16 protein-coding genes and 1 tRNA gene are annotated in these 14802 nt (G+C 67.7%); 5 read left to right on the top strand and 12 right to left on the bottom strand.

What is annotated here, in order from left to right; genetic code table 11:
* Window positions 1–297: 297 nt before the first annotated feature.
* Genes ampD through DEH84_RS10875 form a run of 5 tightly spaced genes read right to left on the bottom strand, consistent with a single transcriptional unit; the run spans window position 298 to window position 5369 of the window.
* On the bottom strand, window positions 298–897 hold the full coding sequence (gene ampD, locus DEH84_RS10895) for a 1,6-anhydro-N-acetylmuramyl-L-alanine amidase AmpD (protein ID WP_109036876.1): 600 nt from the start codon (window positions 895–897) through the stop codon (window positions 298–300).
* A complete protein-coding gene (locus tag DEH84_RS10890) occupies window positions 884–2404 on the bottom strand; it encodes a sigma-54-dependent transcriptional regulator (RefSeq protein ID WP_109036875.1) in 1521 nt (506 codons plus the stop codon). The genes ampD and DEH84_RS10890 overlap by 14 nt, the downstream gene beginning before the upstream one ends.
* Complete coding sequence (locus DEH84_RS10885) at window positions 2401–4251, bottom strand: two-component system sensor histidine kinase NtrB (RefSeq protein ID WP_109036874.1); 1851 nt, start codon at window positions 4249–4251, stop codon at window positions 2401–2403. The genes DEH84_RS10890 and DEH84_RS10885 overlap by 4 nt, the downstream gene beginning before the upstream one ends.
* 11 nt (window positions 4252–4262) lie before the next feature.
* On the bottom strand, window positions 4263–4511 hold the full coding sequence (locus DEH84_RS10880; RefSeq protein WP_109036873.1) for a PP0621 family protein: 249 nt from the start codon (window positions 4509–4511) through the stop codon (window positions 4263–4265).
* 6 nt (window positions 4512–4517) lie between these two features.
* A complete protein-coding gene (locus DEH84_RS10875; protein ID WP_109036872.1) occupies window positions 4518–5369 on the bottom strand; it encodes a cytochrome C assembly family protein in 852 nt (283 codons plus the stop codon).
* Between the two features lie 32 nt (window positions 5370–5401).
* Between DEH84_RS10875 and ffh the strand changes: the two genes are divergently transcribed.
* Window positions 5402–6781: a signal recognition particle protein gene (ffh, locus tag DEH84_RS10870; RefSeq protein WP_109036871.1), complete on the top strand. Its 1380-nt coding sequence runs from the start codon at window positions 5402–5404 to the stop codon at window positions 6779–6781.
* Window positions 6782–6916: 135 nt separating this feature from the next.
* Window positions 6917–7777, top strand: coding sequence for a DUF2726 domain-containing protein (locus DEH84_RS10865; protein ID WP_109036870.1), 861 nt, complete (start codon window positions 6917–6919; stop codon window positions 7775–7777).
* Between the two features lie 4 nt (window positions 7778–7781).
* Here DEH84_RS10865 and ftsY read toward each other — a convergent pair whose 3' ends face one another.
* Window positions 7782–8996 carry a signal recognition particle-docking protein FtsY gene (gene ftsY, locus DEH84_RS10860; protein ID WP_109036869.1) on the bottom strand — a complete coding sequence of 405 codons (1215 nt, stop codon included), beginning with the start codon at window positions 8994–8996 and terminating at the stop codon, window positions 7782–7784.
* 39 nt (window positions 8997–9035) lie between these two features.
* Between ftsY and rsmD the strand changes: the two genes are divergently transcribed.
* The 3 genes from rsmD (at window position 9036) to DEH84_RS10845 (ending at window position 10631) form a co-directional block, all read left to right on the top strand.
* The gene (rsmD, locus tag DEH84_RS10855) at window positions 9036–9746 is read left to right on the top strand and encodes a 16S rRNA (guanine(966)-N(2))-methyltransferase RsmD (RefSeq protein ID WP_109036868.1); all 711 of its coding nucleotides are present in this window, start codon (window positions 9036–9038) and stop codon (window positions 9744–9746) included.
* A gap of 123 nt (window positions 9747–9869) precedes the next feature.
* On the top strand, window positions 9870–10322 hold the full coding sequence (gene coaD / locus DEH84_RS10850) for a pantetheine-phosphate adenylyltransferase (RefSeq protein ID WP_245932775.1): 453 nt from the start codon (window positions 9870–9872) through the stop codon (window positions 10320–10322).
* A gap of 24 nt (window positions 10323–10346) precedes the next feature.
* On the top strand, window positions 10347–10631 hold the full coding sequence (locus DEH84_RS10845) for a YfhL family 4Fe-4S dicluster ferredoxin (RefSeq protein WP_109036866.1): 285 nt from the start codon (window positions 10347–10349) through the stop codon (window positions 10629–10631).
* Window positions 10632–10671: 40 nt separating this feature from the next.
* Here DEH84_RS10845 and DEH84_RS10840 read toward each other — a convergent pair whose 3' ends face one another.
* The 6 genes from DEH84_RS10840 to ispE form a co-directional block, all read right to left on the bottom strand.
* Window positions 10672–11133: a hypothetical protein gene (locus DEH84_RS10840; RefSeq protein ID WP_109036865.1), complete on the bottom strand. Its 462-nt coding sequence runs from the start codon at window positions 11131–11133 to the stop codon at window positions 10672–10674.
* 6 nt (window positions 11134–11139) lie between these two features.
* A complete protein-coding gene (pth, locus tag DEH84_RS10835; RefSeq protein ID WP_109036864.1) occupies window positions 11140–11775 on the bottom strand; it encodes an aminoacyl-tRNA hydrolase in 636 nt (211 codons plus the stop codon).
* 83 nt (window positions 11776–11858) lie between these two features.
* Window positions 11859–12482, bottom strand: coding sequence for a 50S ribosomal protein L25/general stress protein Ctc (locus tag DEH84_RS10830; protein WP_109036863.1), 624 nt, complete (start codon window positions 12480–12482; stop codon window positions 11859–11861).
* Between the two features lie 80 nt (window positions 12483–12562).
* Complete coding sequence (locus DEH84_RS10825; protein ID WP_109036862.1) at window positions 12563–13525, bottom strand: ribose-phosphate pyrophosphokinase; 963 nt, start codon at window positions 13523–13525, stop codon at window positions 12563–12565.
* A gap of 167 nt (window positions 13526–13692) precedes the next feature.
* Window positions 13693–13769, bottom strand: a tRNA-Gln gene (locus tag DEH84_RS10820).
* 140 nt (window positions 13770–13909) lie between these two features.
* Window positions 13910–14797 (bottom strand): 4-(cytidine 5'-diphospho)-2-C-methyl-D-erythritol kinase, encoded by an 888-nt coding sequence (ispE, locus tag DEH84_RS10815; RefSeq protein ID WP_109036861.1) that lies wholly within the window; start codon window positions 14795–14797, stop codon window positions 13910–13912.
* Window positions 14798–14802: the final 5 nt, after the last annotated feature.

The raw sequence follows: 14802 nt of genomic DNA, 5'->3' as shown, positions 1-14802 counted from the left end.
GACGTTTGCATGTGTTTCCCTTCAGGATCTCAAGGCCCCGCGAGCGGGCGCGAAACCTTGTGAATTCGGGCGCTTCGGGGTAGAGGCGCTGACTGCGGAGGACACTATATCTGGTGTCTGGGGGTGCTTTGGGCACTACCAGTAGTGTTCGGCGGCAACTATAACGCCTTTTTGCCGGCGTCGGGAAGCGACCTTGATCCTCGCGACATGGCGGCCCTCGACACGGCCTTCACGGGCGTGCGCAAGGTCTTGTCGCGTCAGGGGGCGAGCGGGTTTCCCCGGGGCGCAGAGGGGCTGTCAGTCGGCCGCCACACCGACGGGAAAGCGGACGGCAGCCCACCCGAGTCGGCGTCGCAGGTCGGCCCAGTCGAAGGCCTGGCCGGGGTCGCGCTTGCGCCCAGGGGCCACATGCTCGTGGCCCACCACGCCTTGCAGCGGCCACTCGGTGTCGATCTGCGCCAGCAAGTGCGCGAGAGCCTCGTATTGCGCGGGCTCGAAGGGGTGATCTTCAAGGCCTTCCAGTTCGACCCCGATGGCGTAGTCGTTGCAATTGTCGCGGCCGCACCAGCTCGATCGGCCGGCATGCCAGGCGCGATCGAGCACGGACACGAACTGCATCAGCTGGCCGCCACGGCGAATGACGAAGTGCGCCGAGACCTCCAGCCCGCGGATCTGCTGGAAGTAGGGGTGGGCGTCCCAGTCGAGCGTGTTGGTGAACAGGCGCTCGATGTGGTCGCCGCCGTATTCGCCGGGGGGCAGGCTGATCGAGTGGACGATGGCCAGGTCGATCGGCATGCCGGGCGGGCGGGGGCCGAAGTTGGGGGAGGGGCAACGTGCCGCCTCGGACAGCCAGCCGTTTTGCCAAGCTGGGGCTGGGCAGGGGTCAGTCCGGATCATGTTCGGGGTCGAACTGTTCGCCCAGCACGATGCCGTGGTCGTTGACCTGCACGCCCAGGCGGGCCATGCGGTAGCGCATCTGGCGCAGCGACAGGCCGAGGCTCTGGCCGGCGGCCGTGCGGTTGAGTCGATGCTTTTCCAGGGCGCGCACGAGGATGTCGCGCTCGACCTGATCGAGGTGTGCAGCCAGGTCGGTCGGCAGCGCTGCGGGCGTGGCTGGCACCGGGGCGGTCGCCAGCGAGGCCGGTGCGGGCTCGGTGATCGTGGGCGCAGCGCTTGAGGCGGCCGTGGCGGGGGCGTCCAGCCCGAGGTCAGCGGCGTCGATGGTGGCGTGGCCGCTCAGGGCCGTGGCGCGGTGCAGCAGGTTCTCCAGCTCGCGCACGTTCCCCGGGAAGGGGTGGACCTCCAGGGCGCGCAAGGCGGCCTCGCTCAGTTGCGGCACGGCGCTCAGGCCGGCCTCGCGGGCCAGCCGTTCGAGCAGACCCGCGCACAGGCCGGGCAGGTCTTCGCGGCGCTCACGCAGAGCGGGCAGGCGGATCTGGATCACATTGAGTCGGTAATACAGATCCTGCCGGAAGCGGCCTGCCTGCACCTCGGCCGCCAGATCCTTGTGCGTGGCGCTCAGCAGCCGCACGTCGACCGGCATCTCGGCGGTGGCGCCGACGGGGCGCACGGCGCGCTCCTGGATGGCGCGCAGCAGTTTGGATTGCATGGCCAGCGGCAGGTCACCGAGTTCGTCCAGGAAGAGCGTGCCTCCGGCTGCGGCCTGGAAGAAGCCCTCGCGGTCTTCGCTGGCCCCGGTGAAGGCGCCCTTGCGGTAACCGAAGAACTCGGCTTCGAGCAGGTGCTCCGGGATGGCCCCGCAGTTCACCGCGATGAAGGGGCGTGCCGCACGGGTGCTGGTGTCGTGGATGGCGCGGGCCACCAGCTCCTTGCCGGTGCCCGACTCGCCGCTGATGAGCACGGGCGCCATGCTGCGGGCGACCTTGTCGATGAGCTGGCGTACCTGCTGAAGGCCCCGGTCGACGCCGATCAGCCGCTGCAGTGCGCTGCGCCCGCCGTTGGCGGCCGGGGCGGCCTGTGATGCGCCGGGGCGACTGGCGCTGACCGGGGGCGGTGTGCTGACTGCGCCCTGCAGGCCCACGATGCTGGCCACCACACTGCGAAACTGCTTCAGATCGACCGGCTTGGTCAGGTAGTCGAAGGCGCCTGCCTTCAGCGCCGACACCGCGTTCTCGGCCGATCCATAGGCCGTGATGACGATGGCGCGTTCCTGCCGGCCGGTCTGCTCCAGGTGCTCGAGGATGTCGAGGCCGGTGCCATCCGGCAGCCGCATGTCGGTGATGACCGCGCTGTAGCGCTGCTCCGCCAGATGCTGCAGTGCTTGCGCGACGCTGTCTGCCGTCTCCACGTCGTAGCCCTCCCGCAGCAACGTGAGCTCGTAGAGCGTGCGCAGGTCGGGCTCGTCGTCGATGACCAGCAGGCGGTGGGCGGAAGCAGTGCTCATGCGTGAGGGGGGGGGAGGCCGACGGGTTCGATCGGCATCGTCAGGTAGAACTCGTTGCGGTGGCGCATGCTGGCCGGATGCTGACGGTAATCCATGGTGGCACCGTGGCGCTCGCACAGCTCGCGGCAAATATACAGGCCCAGGCCCGTGCCCCGGCTGCGGGTCGAGAAGAAGGGCTCGAAGAGGGCGCGCTCGGTGTCGGGGGTGATGGGCGGGCCGTCGCTCAGCACCGAGATCATCAGCAGCCCGTGCGGGCCGTGCACGGTCGGCACCCAGCCCACGTGAACCCGGATGGCGCCGGGCTCACCGGACTGATGGCGCAGCGCGTTGTCCAGCAGGTTGACCAGCACGCGCTGCAGGTGCTCGGGTTCGAAACGCACCTTCAGGTGCGGAAAGCTCGGTGCCTGACGGCAGGCCTGGATGTCGATCTCGAGCAGGCTGTGCTCACCCATCCCGACGCCCGCCGTGCTGCGCCATTCATTGCAGATGGCGACGATGTGCTCCAGCGGGTCGATGGCCGGTGCAGGCGGGCGCACGCCGGGTGCCACGGCCAGGATGTCGTCGACGATGTGCTTCAGGCGTGCGACGTTGTCGGCCACCATCTGGGTGAGCCGCTGCTGGGTGGATGTGGCGGCGTCCTCGGCCATCAGGGCGTTGGCCTGGGCGATGGCCGCGAGCGGGTTGCGCACTTCGTGCGCAATGCCGGCCGACATCCGGCCCATGGCGGCCAGCTTGTCCTGACGCTGGCGGGCGCGCACGCTGCGCAGGTCCTCGATGAAGAGCACGCAGACGTCTTCCTGGGCCCGCGCACCCCGCCCGCGGATGAAACGCATGCGCAGGCGCAGCTCGCGCAGACTCCGGTCGTCGAAATGCAGGGTGACTTCCTGCCCCACCTCTGCATGGCCGGGGTTGGCCATGGCCTCCTCGATGGCCTCGATGAGGGCGCGCCAGGCGGGAACGCCTGTCAACGGGAAGGGCGGTTGCGGCGCCGAGCCCTGTGCTGACAGCAGGCGCCGCGCGGAGGGGTTGGCCGTGCGGACGCGGCCTCGCCGGTCGACCACCAGCACGCCTTCCGTCATCTCGTCGATCACCAGCTTGTTGAGCTGGGCCTGACGCCGCGCCGCTTCCATGTTGCCGCGTGCGCTGCGCTCTTCGCGCGCCAGCCGGGCGGCCAGTTCGCTGGCCAGGGCGGCGATGAGGAACAAACCCAGACCGTTCAGCCCGCCTTGCGTCATCAACGCGGCGACCTCGTCGCTGCGCTCGCCCTGCACCCACGCCACGGACAGCAGGTTGAGCGTGGCAGCCGCCGCAACACCGAGCGCGATCACGCGGGGCAGCAGCACCGCCGACATCAGCACCGGCATGACGAGCAGGGCCTGCGCGTTCAGGCCATTGCCACTCAGGTGGTGGATCAGGGCGAAGACGGTGAGGTCGACTCCCACGGTGCCCAGTGCCTGCCGTGTGCCCAGGCGCGCGGCGTCGCGACCCTTGCGACTGCGTCCCGGCCAGAACCACGCCAGCGTGGCCAGGGTGGCGTACACCGCGCCCAGCAAGGACGCCCAGGGGGACACGCGGGTGCCCGTGCTCCACAGCGTCGCCAGCAACAGCAGGCCCAGCATGCCGAGCACGAGGCGGGCCGCCAGAAAGGCCCGGTAGATCCGCTGAAACGTCGGGTGACCGTTGTCGCTGTCGGGCAGCGAGGTGTGCCGGCTTTTGCGCTGGGCGGCCATGGCGGCCGCTTCGGTGGGGGCATCCAGCTCACCGAACCAGGAGGCTTGCCGGGAGTTCGGAAACTGGCTGGCCTCACCCGGGCCGGCTTCTGCGGGGCGGGTGGCGGCGTCGTCCATCGGGCGCGGCATCAGCCGGGCCGGCGGCCCAGCCGGGCGTGTTCGGCACTGCAGTAGGGCAGGCCACCAAGATCATGGTGGGCCTCCGCCTCCGGCAGATGAATGCCGCAATGGGCGCACTGCACGATCTCCTGTGTCTGAGGCGGCGTGGGGGGCGGGTCGGCGCGCTGCGCGGGCTCGGCCGGGCGGGCCAGCATGCGCTTCAGCAGCGGCACCACCACCAGCCACACCAGCAGGGCAATCAACAGGTACTTGAGCATGGCGGGTCAGACGGTGGCAGGGCGGTGCAACAGCACCTCCATCACGAAACGGGAACCGACATAGGCCAGCAGCAACAGCAGCGAGCCGGCCACCAGCCAGCGGATGGCCTGGCTGCCCCGCCAGCCGAAGCGGGCGCGGCCCACCAGCAGCGTGGCGAACACCAGCCATGACAGCACGGAAAAGACCGTCTTGTGATCCCAGCGCCACGGATTGGCGAAAGCTGCCCCCAGGAGCAACGTCAGACTCAGCATGACGAACCCGGCGGCCACGAAGCGCAGCGTCAGGGCCTCCAGCCGCAGCAGGGGCATGCCGAGCGCCTGTCCGATCGGCCGGGGCGCAGGCACCTGCCCGCTCACCGGGCGTGTCCGCATCTGGCGCTCGGCGTGCTGCAGCAGCCCCGCGTGCAACAGCGCGGTGCCGAACAGCCCGTACGAGGCAAAGCCCAGCAGCCAGTGCAGCGGCGCCCAGGGCGAGCCCCCCAGAGGGTGAGTCTGCCCGGGGAAGATCCAGGCAAGCGCCACCACGACGGCGCCCAGCGCTGCCAGCACGCGCCGCACCACGACCAGGTCGAGGCGCCGGCTTTCGAGCGCGTACACCGCCAGGACCAGCCACACCGTGACCGACAGGGCCGGCGCAAAGCCGAATCGTCCCCCTGGTTCGGGGCCGCCGAGCACCAGCGCGTCGAGCACGATGGCCACCGCCTGCGCCAGCCAGCCCAGGCCAAGCACCATCCAGACGGGGCGCGCGGCGTCCGGGCGGTCTGCCTGGGCGGGTTGCGGCCACGCGCTGGCGGCAAGATAAGCCAGCACGGCAAGGCCACTGGGCCAGGCGGTCGAGAGGGCGGGCGATAAAATCATGTGTCGAGTTTAAAAGCACACGCAGCTCTTTCATGGCATCCAACCTCACAGAACGCCTGAGTCGCCTGGTCAAGACCATGCGCGGCCAGTCCCGCATCACCGAATCCAACGTGCAGGACATGTTGCGTGAGGTTCGCATGGCGCTGCTGGAGGCCGACGTGGCCCTGCCGGTGGTGCGCGACTTCATTGCCCGTGTCAAGGACAAGGCCCTGGGCCAGGAGGTCGTCTCCTCGCTGACCCCGGGCCAGGTCCTGGTCAGCATCGTGCAGAAGGAGCTCTCCGCCACGATGGGCGAGGGGGTGTCGGACATCAACCTGGCCACGCAGCCGCCTGCCGTCATCCTGATGGCCGGCCTGCAAGGTGCAGGCAAGACGACCACCACAGCCAAGCTCGCCAAGCACCTGATCGAAAAGCGCAAGAAGAAGGTGTTGACGGTCTCGGCTGACGTGTACCGCCCGGCCGCCATCGAGCAGCTGAAAACGGTGACCGCGCAGGCCGGGGCCGAGTGGTTCCCGTCGGCACCCGATCAGAAGCCCGCCGAAATCGCCGCGGCGGCCATCGACCACGCCCGTCGTCACTACTTCGACGTGCTGCTGGTGGACACGGCTGGCCGCCTGGCGATCGACGAAGCCCTGATGGCGGAAATTAAGGCGCTGCACGCCCAGCTCAAGCCCGTCGAGACGCTGTTCGTGGTGGACGCCATGCAGGGCCAGGATGCGGTCAACACCGCGAAGGCCTTCAAGGACACGCTGCCGCTCACCGGCGTCGTGCTGACCAAGCTCGATGGTGACTCGCGCGGGGGCGCGGCCCTGTCGGTGCGCCAGATCACGGGTGTGCCGATCAAGTTTGCCGGCGTCTCCGAGAAGATCGACGGGCTGGAGGTGTTCGACGCCGACCGCCATGCTGGCCGTGTGCTGGGCATGGGCGACATTGTGGCTCTGGTCGAAGAGGTGCAGAAGGGCGTCGACATCGAGGCGGCCCAGAAGCTGGCCGAGAAGGTCAAGTCCGGCGCCGAGTTCGATTTCAACGATTTCCTCTCGCAGATCAGCCAGATGAAGAAGATGGGTGGCCTGTCCGGACTGATGGACAAGCTGCCCACCGAACTGGCCGCCAAGGCAGGACAGGCCGACATGGACAAGGCCGAGCGCGATGTGCGCCGCATGGAAGGCATCATCAGCGCCATGACCGCGAAGGAGCGCCGCCAGCCTGCCCTCCTGATGGACGGCAAGAGCAAGGCCAGCCGCAAACGCCGCATTGCCCAGGGAGCCGGCGTGCAGATTCAGGACGTCAATCGCTTGCTGAACCAGTTCGAGCAGATGCAGACGATGATGAAGAAGATGAAAGGCGGCGGCCTGATGAAGATGATGAAGCGCATGGGCGGCATGAAGGGGCTGCCTGGTCTGGGGCGCTGACCCCCGGCCCCATGTGAGCAGGTGTGACAGACGTCGCACTTCGCTACACAACCCTTTATTGAGGCGTCAGACCGCCGAAGATCGGAGACGGTCCGGATCCGCCATCCGGTGCATGCCTTGGGCAGGAAGAGCCTCATGATGGACTTGGCCTCGATCTGGCCGGCCTTGGCCGCCGGCGTCCTCGCGCCCGGTGGCATTGCCGCTGCGTGGTGGTGGCGGCGGGCCCGCCTTGCTTCGGTGGGCGGGCGATCCGGGCGGGCTGCGCCGCGCGTGGCCCGGCCCGCCAAGGTGTCTCGCAAGGCGTCTGTGCCCGAATCCGACCTGGACACGCTGATCGGCTGGGAGCCGGTGGCCACGCGGGTGCTGACCAGTGCAGAACGAGAGGCCTGGCACATTCTGCGCAAGGCGCTGCCCGAACACATGGTGCTGGCGCAGGTGCCGGTGGCGCGTTTCATCAAGGTGCCCACGCGCAACTCCTACAGCGAATGGCTGCGCCGCGTCGGGTCACTCTGCGCCGATCTGGTCGTGTGCGACGCCGCCTCGCAGGTGGTGGCGGTGGTCGAAATCCGCCAGCCCATGTCACGCGAGAAGGAGCGCAGCCAGCAACGCCATGCGCGCATGGACCGGGTGCTGACGGCCGCGCGCATCCCCGTGCATGTGTGGCTGGAGGGGGCATTGCCCGGGCCGGCGGTGGCGCGTGAAGCCATCCTGGGCGCGGCCATCAGCACCTCGGGCCGGTCTGGCTATCAGGATGTGAATGTCGCGCGGCGCACCGCGGAAGCGGCGGCCGTGGTCGCCTCGTTGCAGAACCCGGCATCGGCGTTGCACGGCATGCAGGTAGACGAATCCGCCAGCGGAAACCTGGACGCCTGGCGGGCCGCGATCCATGAAGACCCGGAAGACCCCGAAGTGGCGCGCCGGGAGCCACCGCCTTCCACCTGGTTTGACGACCTGGATTCCGAGCCGATGCCGCTGGGCCCGATCAGCCGGCTCTGAACGATCAGCTCAGCAGCGCATGGGCGAACTCGCGGGCGCTGAAGGTCTGGAGGTCTTCGAGCTTTTCGCCCACACCGATGAAGTACACCGGCACTGGCGCCTGACGTTGACGCGACCACAGCGCAATGGCGGCCAGCACACCGCCCTTGGCCGTGCCGTCGAGCTTGGTGACGATGAGCCCGGTCAGGCCCAGCGCTTCATCGAATGCCTTCACCTGGGCCAGCGCGTTCTGGCCCGTGTTGCCATCCACCACCAGCAACACCTCGTGTGGCGCGGTGTCCATGGCCTTCCCGATGACCCGCTTGATCTTGCGCAGCTCCTCCATCAGGTGCAATTGCGTGGCCAGGCGTCCGGCCGTGTCGGCAATCACCACGTCGCAGCCGCGGGCCTTGCCAGCCTGCACGGCGTCGAACGTCACGGCGGCCGGATCCCCACCCTCCTGGCTGACGATGTCGACCTGGTTGCGGTCGGCCCACACACCCAGCTGCTCGCGCGCCGCAGCGCGGAAGGTGTCGGCGGCAGCCAGCAGCACGCGTTGCCTCGCGTCGGCCAGATGCCGGGTCAGCTTGCCGATGGTCGTGGTCTTGCCCGCGCCGTTGACGCCGGCCACCATGATGACGGTGGGCGTGGTGTGGCCCACTTCCAGTGATTTCTCCAGCGGGGCCAGCAACTCGGTGATGGCGTCGATCAGCAGCGCCTTCACCTGGGCCGGCTCGGTGGCCTTGGTCTCCTTCACACGGCGCTTGAGATCGTGGAGCAGGTGTTCGGTCGCGGCCACGCCGGCATCGGCCATCAGCAGGGCGGATTCCAGCTCTTCGTACAACGCGTCGTCAATGCGGGTGCCCGTGAAAACCTGGGCGATGCCCGAACCGGTTTTCTTCAGACCCTGACGGAGCTTGTCGAGCCAGGAGCGGCGCTCGGGCTCGGGGGCGCGGGGGGCAGCGGCTTCTGCGACCGACACCGGGGCTGGCGCGGCGGGAGCCTGGGCCACCGGGGCAGGCGCGGCAGCCGGCGTCGGGGCTGCGGCGGGTACGGCCGCAGCAGGGGCTGGCACGATGGGCGATGTCGGCGGCGATGCCACGGGGGCAGGGGCCGGTGCGGGGGGCAGAGGGGCGGTCTCGGGCGCCGCCGGCGTCGCGGGTGCGGCGGCTGGCTGCTCTGCGGGCGCTTCCGGGGCAGACTGGCCCCATCCCAGCTTTTTCTTGATGAAACTGAACATGCATCCATTGTAGAGGGCGCCCCTTCTTACAATCTCGCGATGTCTTCCCCCCGTTCCTCCTCCAGATCCGGTCCCCGTTCGGCGCGCGCAGGGGCTGCCGGCGCCGATTCGCCGACGGCGAAAGGCGCGCGGTCCGACGCCGGGCGCCGCGCGGCGGAAAAGGTCGCCTCCGGCGCGCCCCAGGAAGTCCGGATCATCGGCGGTCAATGGCGGCGCACGCCCTTGCCGGTCCCGGTGTCGTCCGGCCTGCGCCCGACGCCCGCCCGCGTGCGTGAAACGCTGTTCAACTGGCTGGGGCAGGATCTGCAGGGCTGGCGCGTGCTGGACGCGTATGCCGGTTCTGGCGCGCTCGGCTGGGAGGCCGCCTCTCGTGGCGCCGACGAGGTCGTGATGCTCGAGCGTGAGCCCGCCCTGGTGCGCGGACTGCAGGCCGTGAAGACCCGGCTGCAGGCTCGGCAGGTGCACATTCACCAGACCGACGCGCTCACGTGGATGAGCCAGCCTGCGCAGGCCGGCCGTTTCGACGCCGTGTTCCTCGACCCCCCGTTCGATGGCCAGGCCTTTGACCGGGCCCTGGCGGCGGCGCGCGGATGTGTGCCGGAGGGGGGCTGGATCTACCTGGAAGCGTCGTGCGCGTTCGAAGCGCGGCCCGGGCTGGCACTGCATCGCCGCGATCGGGCCGGCGCAGTGCACTTTCACCTCTTCCGCCGCGTGGAGGAAGACGGCCGCGCCCACGCACTGTCTGCCTGACGCTTACACTGACGCTGGTGCTGTCCTCACGGCCACGGCATCCACCGAATCCGTTCCTTTCCGGAGCCCCGTTTGAGCCCGTCTGCTTCCCCGACCGCCGTCTATCCCGGCACGTTCGACCCCATGACCCTTGGGCATGCCGACCTGATGCGGCGCGCCAGCCAGCTGTTTGGCCGCCTCATCGTTGCGGTGGCCGCGGGGCATCACAAGAAGACGATGTTCTCGCTGGAAGAGCGGCTGGACATGGCCAAGGAACTCGCGGCGCGGCACGCGAATGTCGAGGTCATCGCCTTCGAAGGACTGTTGCGCGATTTCGTGGTGGGCCACGGAGGCAAGGTGGTGGTGCGCGGGCTGCGGGCCGTGAGCGACTTCGAGTACGAGTTCCAGATGGCCGGCATGAACCGGCAACTGATGCCCGATGTCGAAACCGTGTTCCTGACGCCGTCCGACCAGTTCCAGTTCGTATCGGGCACCTTTGTGCGCGAGATCGCGATGCTGGGCGGTGACGTGTCGAAGTTCGTGGCGCCCAGCGTGCTGGCCCGCCTGCACGAGCGCGTGGCCCGGCGCCCGGCCTGAACGTATCCCCAAGAAAGCGCCGCCATGGCCCTGACCATCACCGAAGAGTGCATCAACTGCGACGTGTGCGAGCCCGAGTGCCCCAATCAGGCCATCTCGATGGGCGACACGATCTACGTGATCGACCCGGCCAAGTGCACCGAGTGCGTCGGTCATTTCGATGAGCCGCAATGCGTGCAGGTGTGCCCGGTCGAGTGCATTCCGGTGAACCCGGCGCATGTGGAAACCCCCGCGCAGCTGCTGGCGAAGTACCACCGGCTGCAGGCAGGGCAGGGCGCTCCAGCGCCTGCGGTGAACGCGGCGGGCTGAACGCGCGCCACTTTTTTGCCCGAAGCGGTCAGCGTCAGCGTCAGCGGCTGGCGTCCTGGCCGTTGCCTGCCGGTGCGGCCTGTGTAGCCCGAGGCGCACGCGCGGTAAACAATCGCGGATCTCGGTCTTGCGCCCGGCGGGCTCGCTTCGGCGGGGTGTCGTTGTCGGGCTCGGGCGCGGCCGCTGGCGTCTTCGACACGAGCGCAGGCTGCTCCGCTTGCTTGCGCTGTGCGGCCTGTGCACGCTGAAGTTGTTCCTGCGCCCGGGCGCGTCGATTGAGCGCGTCATGCAGCTGCGCTTCCGTGCGCAGGTCCTCGCGAACCGGCTGGCGCTGGCCGCCCGCACAGGGAAACTGGCTCAGCACCACCGACCCACCCTCGCTGCAGCGATAGACCACGGTCGCGGCCGCCACCATCGGGGCCGACGCCCCGGCCAGTGCGATGGCGCACAGGGCGATCTTCATCCAGGGCCAGGGGGGCAGGGAGGGCGGCGGGCGGCGCATGGTGCTTCAGGTCTGGGATGTCGAGGGACTGCCGTCGGCGGCAGGCGGCTTGCGCGGGGGCTTGGGGCGCTGCGGGCCAGCGTGGATGGTGGCCGTCGCCTTGGCCATGTCGCCGGACAGCAGCGCCTCAGTGGCGTCCAGCGCCTGGTCGATGCACTTGTAGATGGCTTCCCGTTCGGGTTGGGGCGGTTTGCGCAGGACATAGGCCGCCACCTCGTGCTTCACGCCCGGATGGCCGATGCCCAGGCGCAGGCGGTGGTAGTCGCCCGAGCCGAGTTGCGCGTGGATGTCGCGCAGGCCGTTGTGGCCCGCGTGGCCGCCACCCTTCTTGAGCTTGACCTGGCCGGGCAGCATGTCGAGTTCGTCGTGCGCCACGAGCACTTCGTCCGGGTTGATCTTGAAGAAGCGGGCCAGCGGTGCGACCGACTTGCCGGACAGGTTCATGAAGGTCTGGGGCTGCAGCAGCCACACCGGCCCTTGCGGCAGGTTGGCGCGCGCCACCAGCCCGTGATAGGCCCGGTCGGGTTGCAGGTGCACGCCCAGGCGACGGGCGAGGGCGTCGATGTACCAGAAGCCCGCGTTGTGCCGGGTGTCTTCGTATTCAGGGCCCGGGTTGCCCAGGCCGACAAACAGGCGAATCATGTTGGGGCTCGATTATCGGGAGACCGTCTCACAAAAGAAAAGCCCCGCCGAGGCGGGGCTTGACTGTGCCGAAGCGCAAGAAATTACTTCTTGCCCTTCTTGCCCTTGGCGGGCTCGGCAGCCACCGGAGCAGCCACGATTTCTTCGGCAACCGGCTCGACCACAGTGGCGATCACCGGGTTCTTGCGGCCGTGGGTGATGACCTTGATGTGGCTGTCGAGCGTCAGGTCTTCGACGTGGATCGACTGGCCCTTGACGACGTTGCTCAGGTCGACGGTCAGGAACTCGGGCAGCTGTTCAGCCAGGCACTCGATTTCCAGTTCGGTCACGACGTGGTTGATCAGGCACTTGTCGATCTTGACGGCCTGCGACTCTGCTTCGTTCACGAAGTGCAGAGGCACCTTCTTGCGGATGCGGGTGGTGGCGTCCACGCGTTGCAGGTCCACGTGCAGGACGAGGCGCTTGAACGGGTGAATCTGATAGTCGCGCAGGAGGACCTTCTGCACTTCGCCGTTCAGTTCCATGTCCAGGATGGACGAGTGGAACTGTTCCTTGCGCATGGCGTGGAACAGGGCGTTGTGGTCCAGCTCGATGTTCTGCGGGGCCTTGCCGGCGCCGTAAACGATGCCCGGGGTCTTGCCGGAATTGCGCAGGCGGCGGCTCGCTCCGGTCCCCTGCAGATTGCGCTCAAAAGCGACGAATTTCATGGAATGCTCCAAGTTGGTAAAGCGCCCGCGACCAGGCGCTGAAAGAAACCGCGGCCGAGGCCGCGGTCAGCAGAAACGGATCAGAAGTTGTTGTTCTGTTCCGCAAACAGGGATGTCACCGAGTCGCCGTCGGTGATGCGACGGATGGTTTCGGCAAACAGGAATGCGGTGCTCAGCTGGCGGATCTTGGCGGTGCCCTTGGCAGCCTCGGCCAGCGGAATGGTGTTGGTGATCACGACTTCGTCGAGGTGCGAAGCCTTGATGCGCTCGATGGCCGGGCCCGAGAACACGGCGTGCGTGCAGTAGGCGTACACGCTCTTGGCGCCGCGCTCCTTCAGCACTTCGGCCGCCTTCACCAGCGTGCCGGCGGTGTCGATCATGTCGTCCATGATCACGCAGTTGCGGTTCTCGATTTCGCCGATCACGTGCATCACTTCGGAGACGTTCGCCTTGGGGCGACGCTTGTCGATGATGGCCAGATCGCAGCCCAGCTGTTTGGCCAGCGCGCGAGCGCGAACCACGCCACCCACGTCGGGCGACACGACCACCAGGTCTTCGTACTTCTTGGCCTGCAGGTCGGACAGCAGCACGGGCGACGCGTAGATGTTGTCGACCGGGATGTTGAAGAAGCCCTGGATCTGGTCGGCGTGCAGGTCCATGGTCAGGACGCGGTTGACGCCGACGGCTTCCAGCATGTTGGCCACCACGCGGGCCGAGATGGGCACGCGGGTGGAACGCGGGCGGCGATCCTGGCGGGCGTAGCCGAAGTAGGGGATGACGGCCGTGATGCGCTGGGCCGATGCACGCTTGAGTGCGTCGGCCATGATCAGCAGTTCCATCAGGTTGTCGTTGGTCGGGGCGCAGGTGGACTGCACCACGAACACTTCGCGACCGCGCACGTTCTGCTGAATTTCGACCGTGGTCTCGCCGTCCGAGAAGCGGCCGACAGCGGCCTTGCCCAGAGAGATGCCGAGGCTGGTGGCGATTTCCTGAGCGAGCGCCGGGTTGGCGTTGCCGGTGAAGAGAACGGTGTCGGAGAGCATGGGCGGGCCGTTGGGGACGGAGATGATGACGAAATGACCATCTGCCCTGTCACCTTGCCCCTGAGGAAACCGGAGCCTGTCCGGTTGATGCCTGTTGGCATCTGCCTTCGCGGAAGGTTCAGGGCAGGTGATGTTGTGTGATCAGCAAAGACCGCACAGAAGAAATCTGGCAGGGGAGGAAGGACTCGAACCCTCGCATGTCGGAATCAAAATCCGATGCCTTGACCAACTTGGCGACTCCCCTACTCAGGACACAGTCTTGAACTGACGTTCTTGTCTGCGACCTAGTAAGCTGTTCTCTTGTCGAGAGCCTCGGATTGTATGTCGATTTTTGCGACGTTTGCAAGTCTGTTGCGTCTCTGCATCATCTTCTGTCGATGCTGTTCAATCACGGATCGGATCGAGCATCTCCAGCAGAGGGTGCCGAGGCAGACCGCGTGTCACGCGACCGACCCAGTCCGGATCATTCAGGCCCACATCGCAAGGCTGGAAACCGTTTTCAGGCTGTGCGTCATCGTCGATCCATGAAAACACCGTGCTGCCTGAACCCGTCATCCGGCTGTTGCCGAAGCGGTTCTGCATGATCTCAAGTGCCTGGCTGATCTGGTTGCTGTAAGCCGTTGCGGGCTCTTGCAAGTCATTTCTGCCGAAGCGCTTGGGCGCTGCAAGAAAGACTGCGACTATAGCATGGGGTGTGTCGCGTTTCAACGCGGGCGATCCAAAAATCGCCGCGGTGGGCACCGCCACCGGCGGCTTCAGCAGGGCCAGTGGCGTTTTCAACACACTGTGTGGCAGTTCGATGGGCGTGATGGCTTCACCCACGCCTTCCACCCAGGCGTTGCGGCCACGCACGAAGAAGGGCACGTCGGCGCCCAGTCGCAGCGCCAGGGCTTCCAGACGCGTGCGCGACCATTGCAGGCCCCAGAGCTGATTGAGGCCGAGCAACACCGTGGCCGCATCCGAACTGCCGCCGCCCAGGCCGGCGCCCCAGGGAACGTGTTTGCGGATGCCGATGTCGCAACCGAGCGGGGTGCCGCTTTCCTGCTGAAGCAGGCGGGCGGCGCGCAGGCACAGGTCGTCGTCGGGCAGGGTGACCGTGAGGTCGTGGCGCTGCAGGCAGCCGTCGCTGCGCAGGGTCAGGTCGATGCTGTCCTGCCAGTCGATCAGCATGAAGACGGACTGCAGGAGGTGGTAGCCGTCGGGGCGCCGTCCGGTGACGTGGAGGAAGAGGTTGATCTTGGCCGGGGCGGGCAGGCCGAGGAGGGCGGACATGGGGC

The organism is Aquabacterium olei (assembly GCF_003100395.1).
Taxonomy (GTDB): domain Bacteria; phylum Pseudomonadota; class Gammaproteobacteria; order Burkholderiales; family Burkholderiaceae_C; genus Aquabacterium; species Aquabacterium olei.
This window is presented reverse-complemented; position numbering and strand designations above follow the sequence as displayed.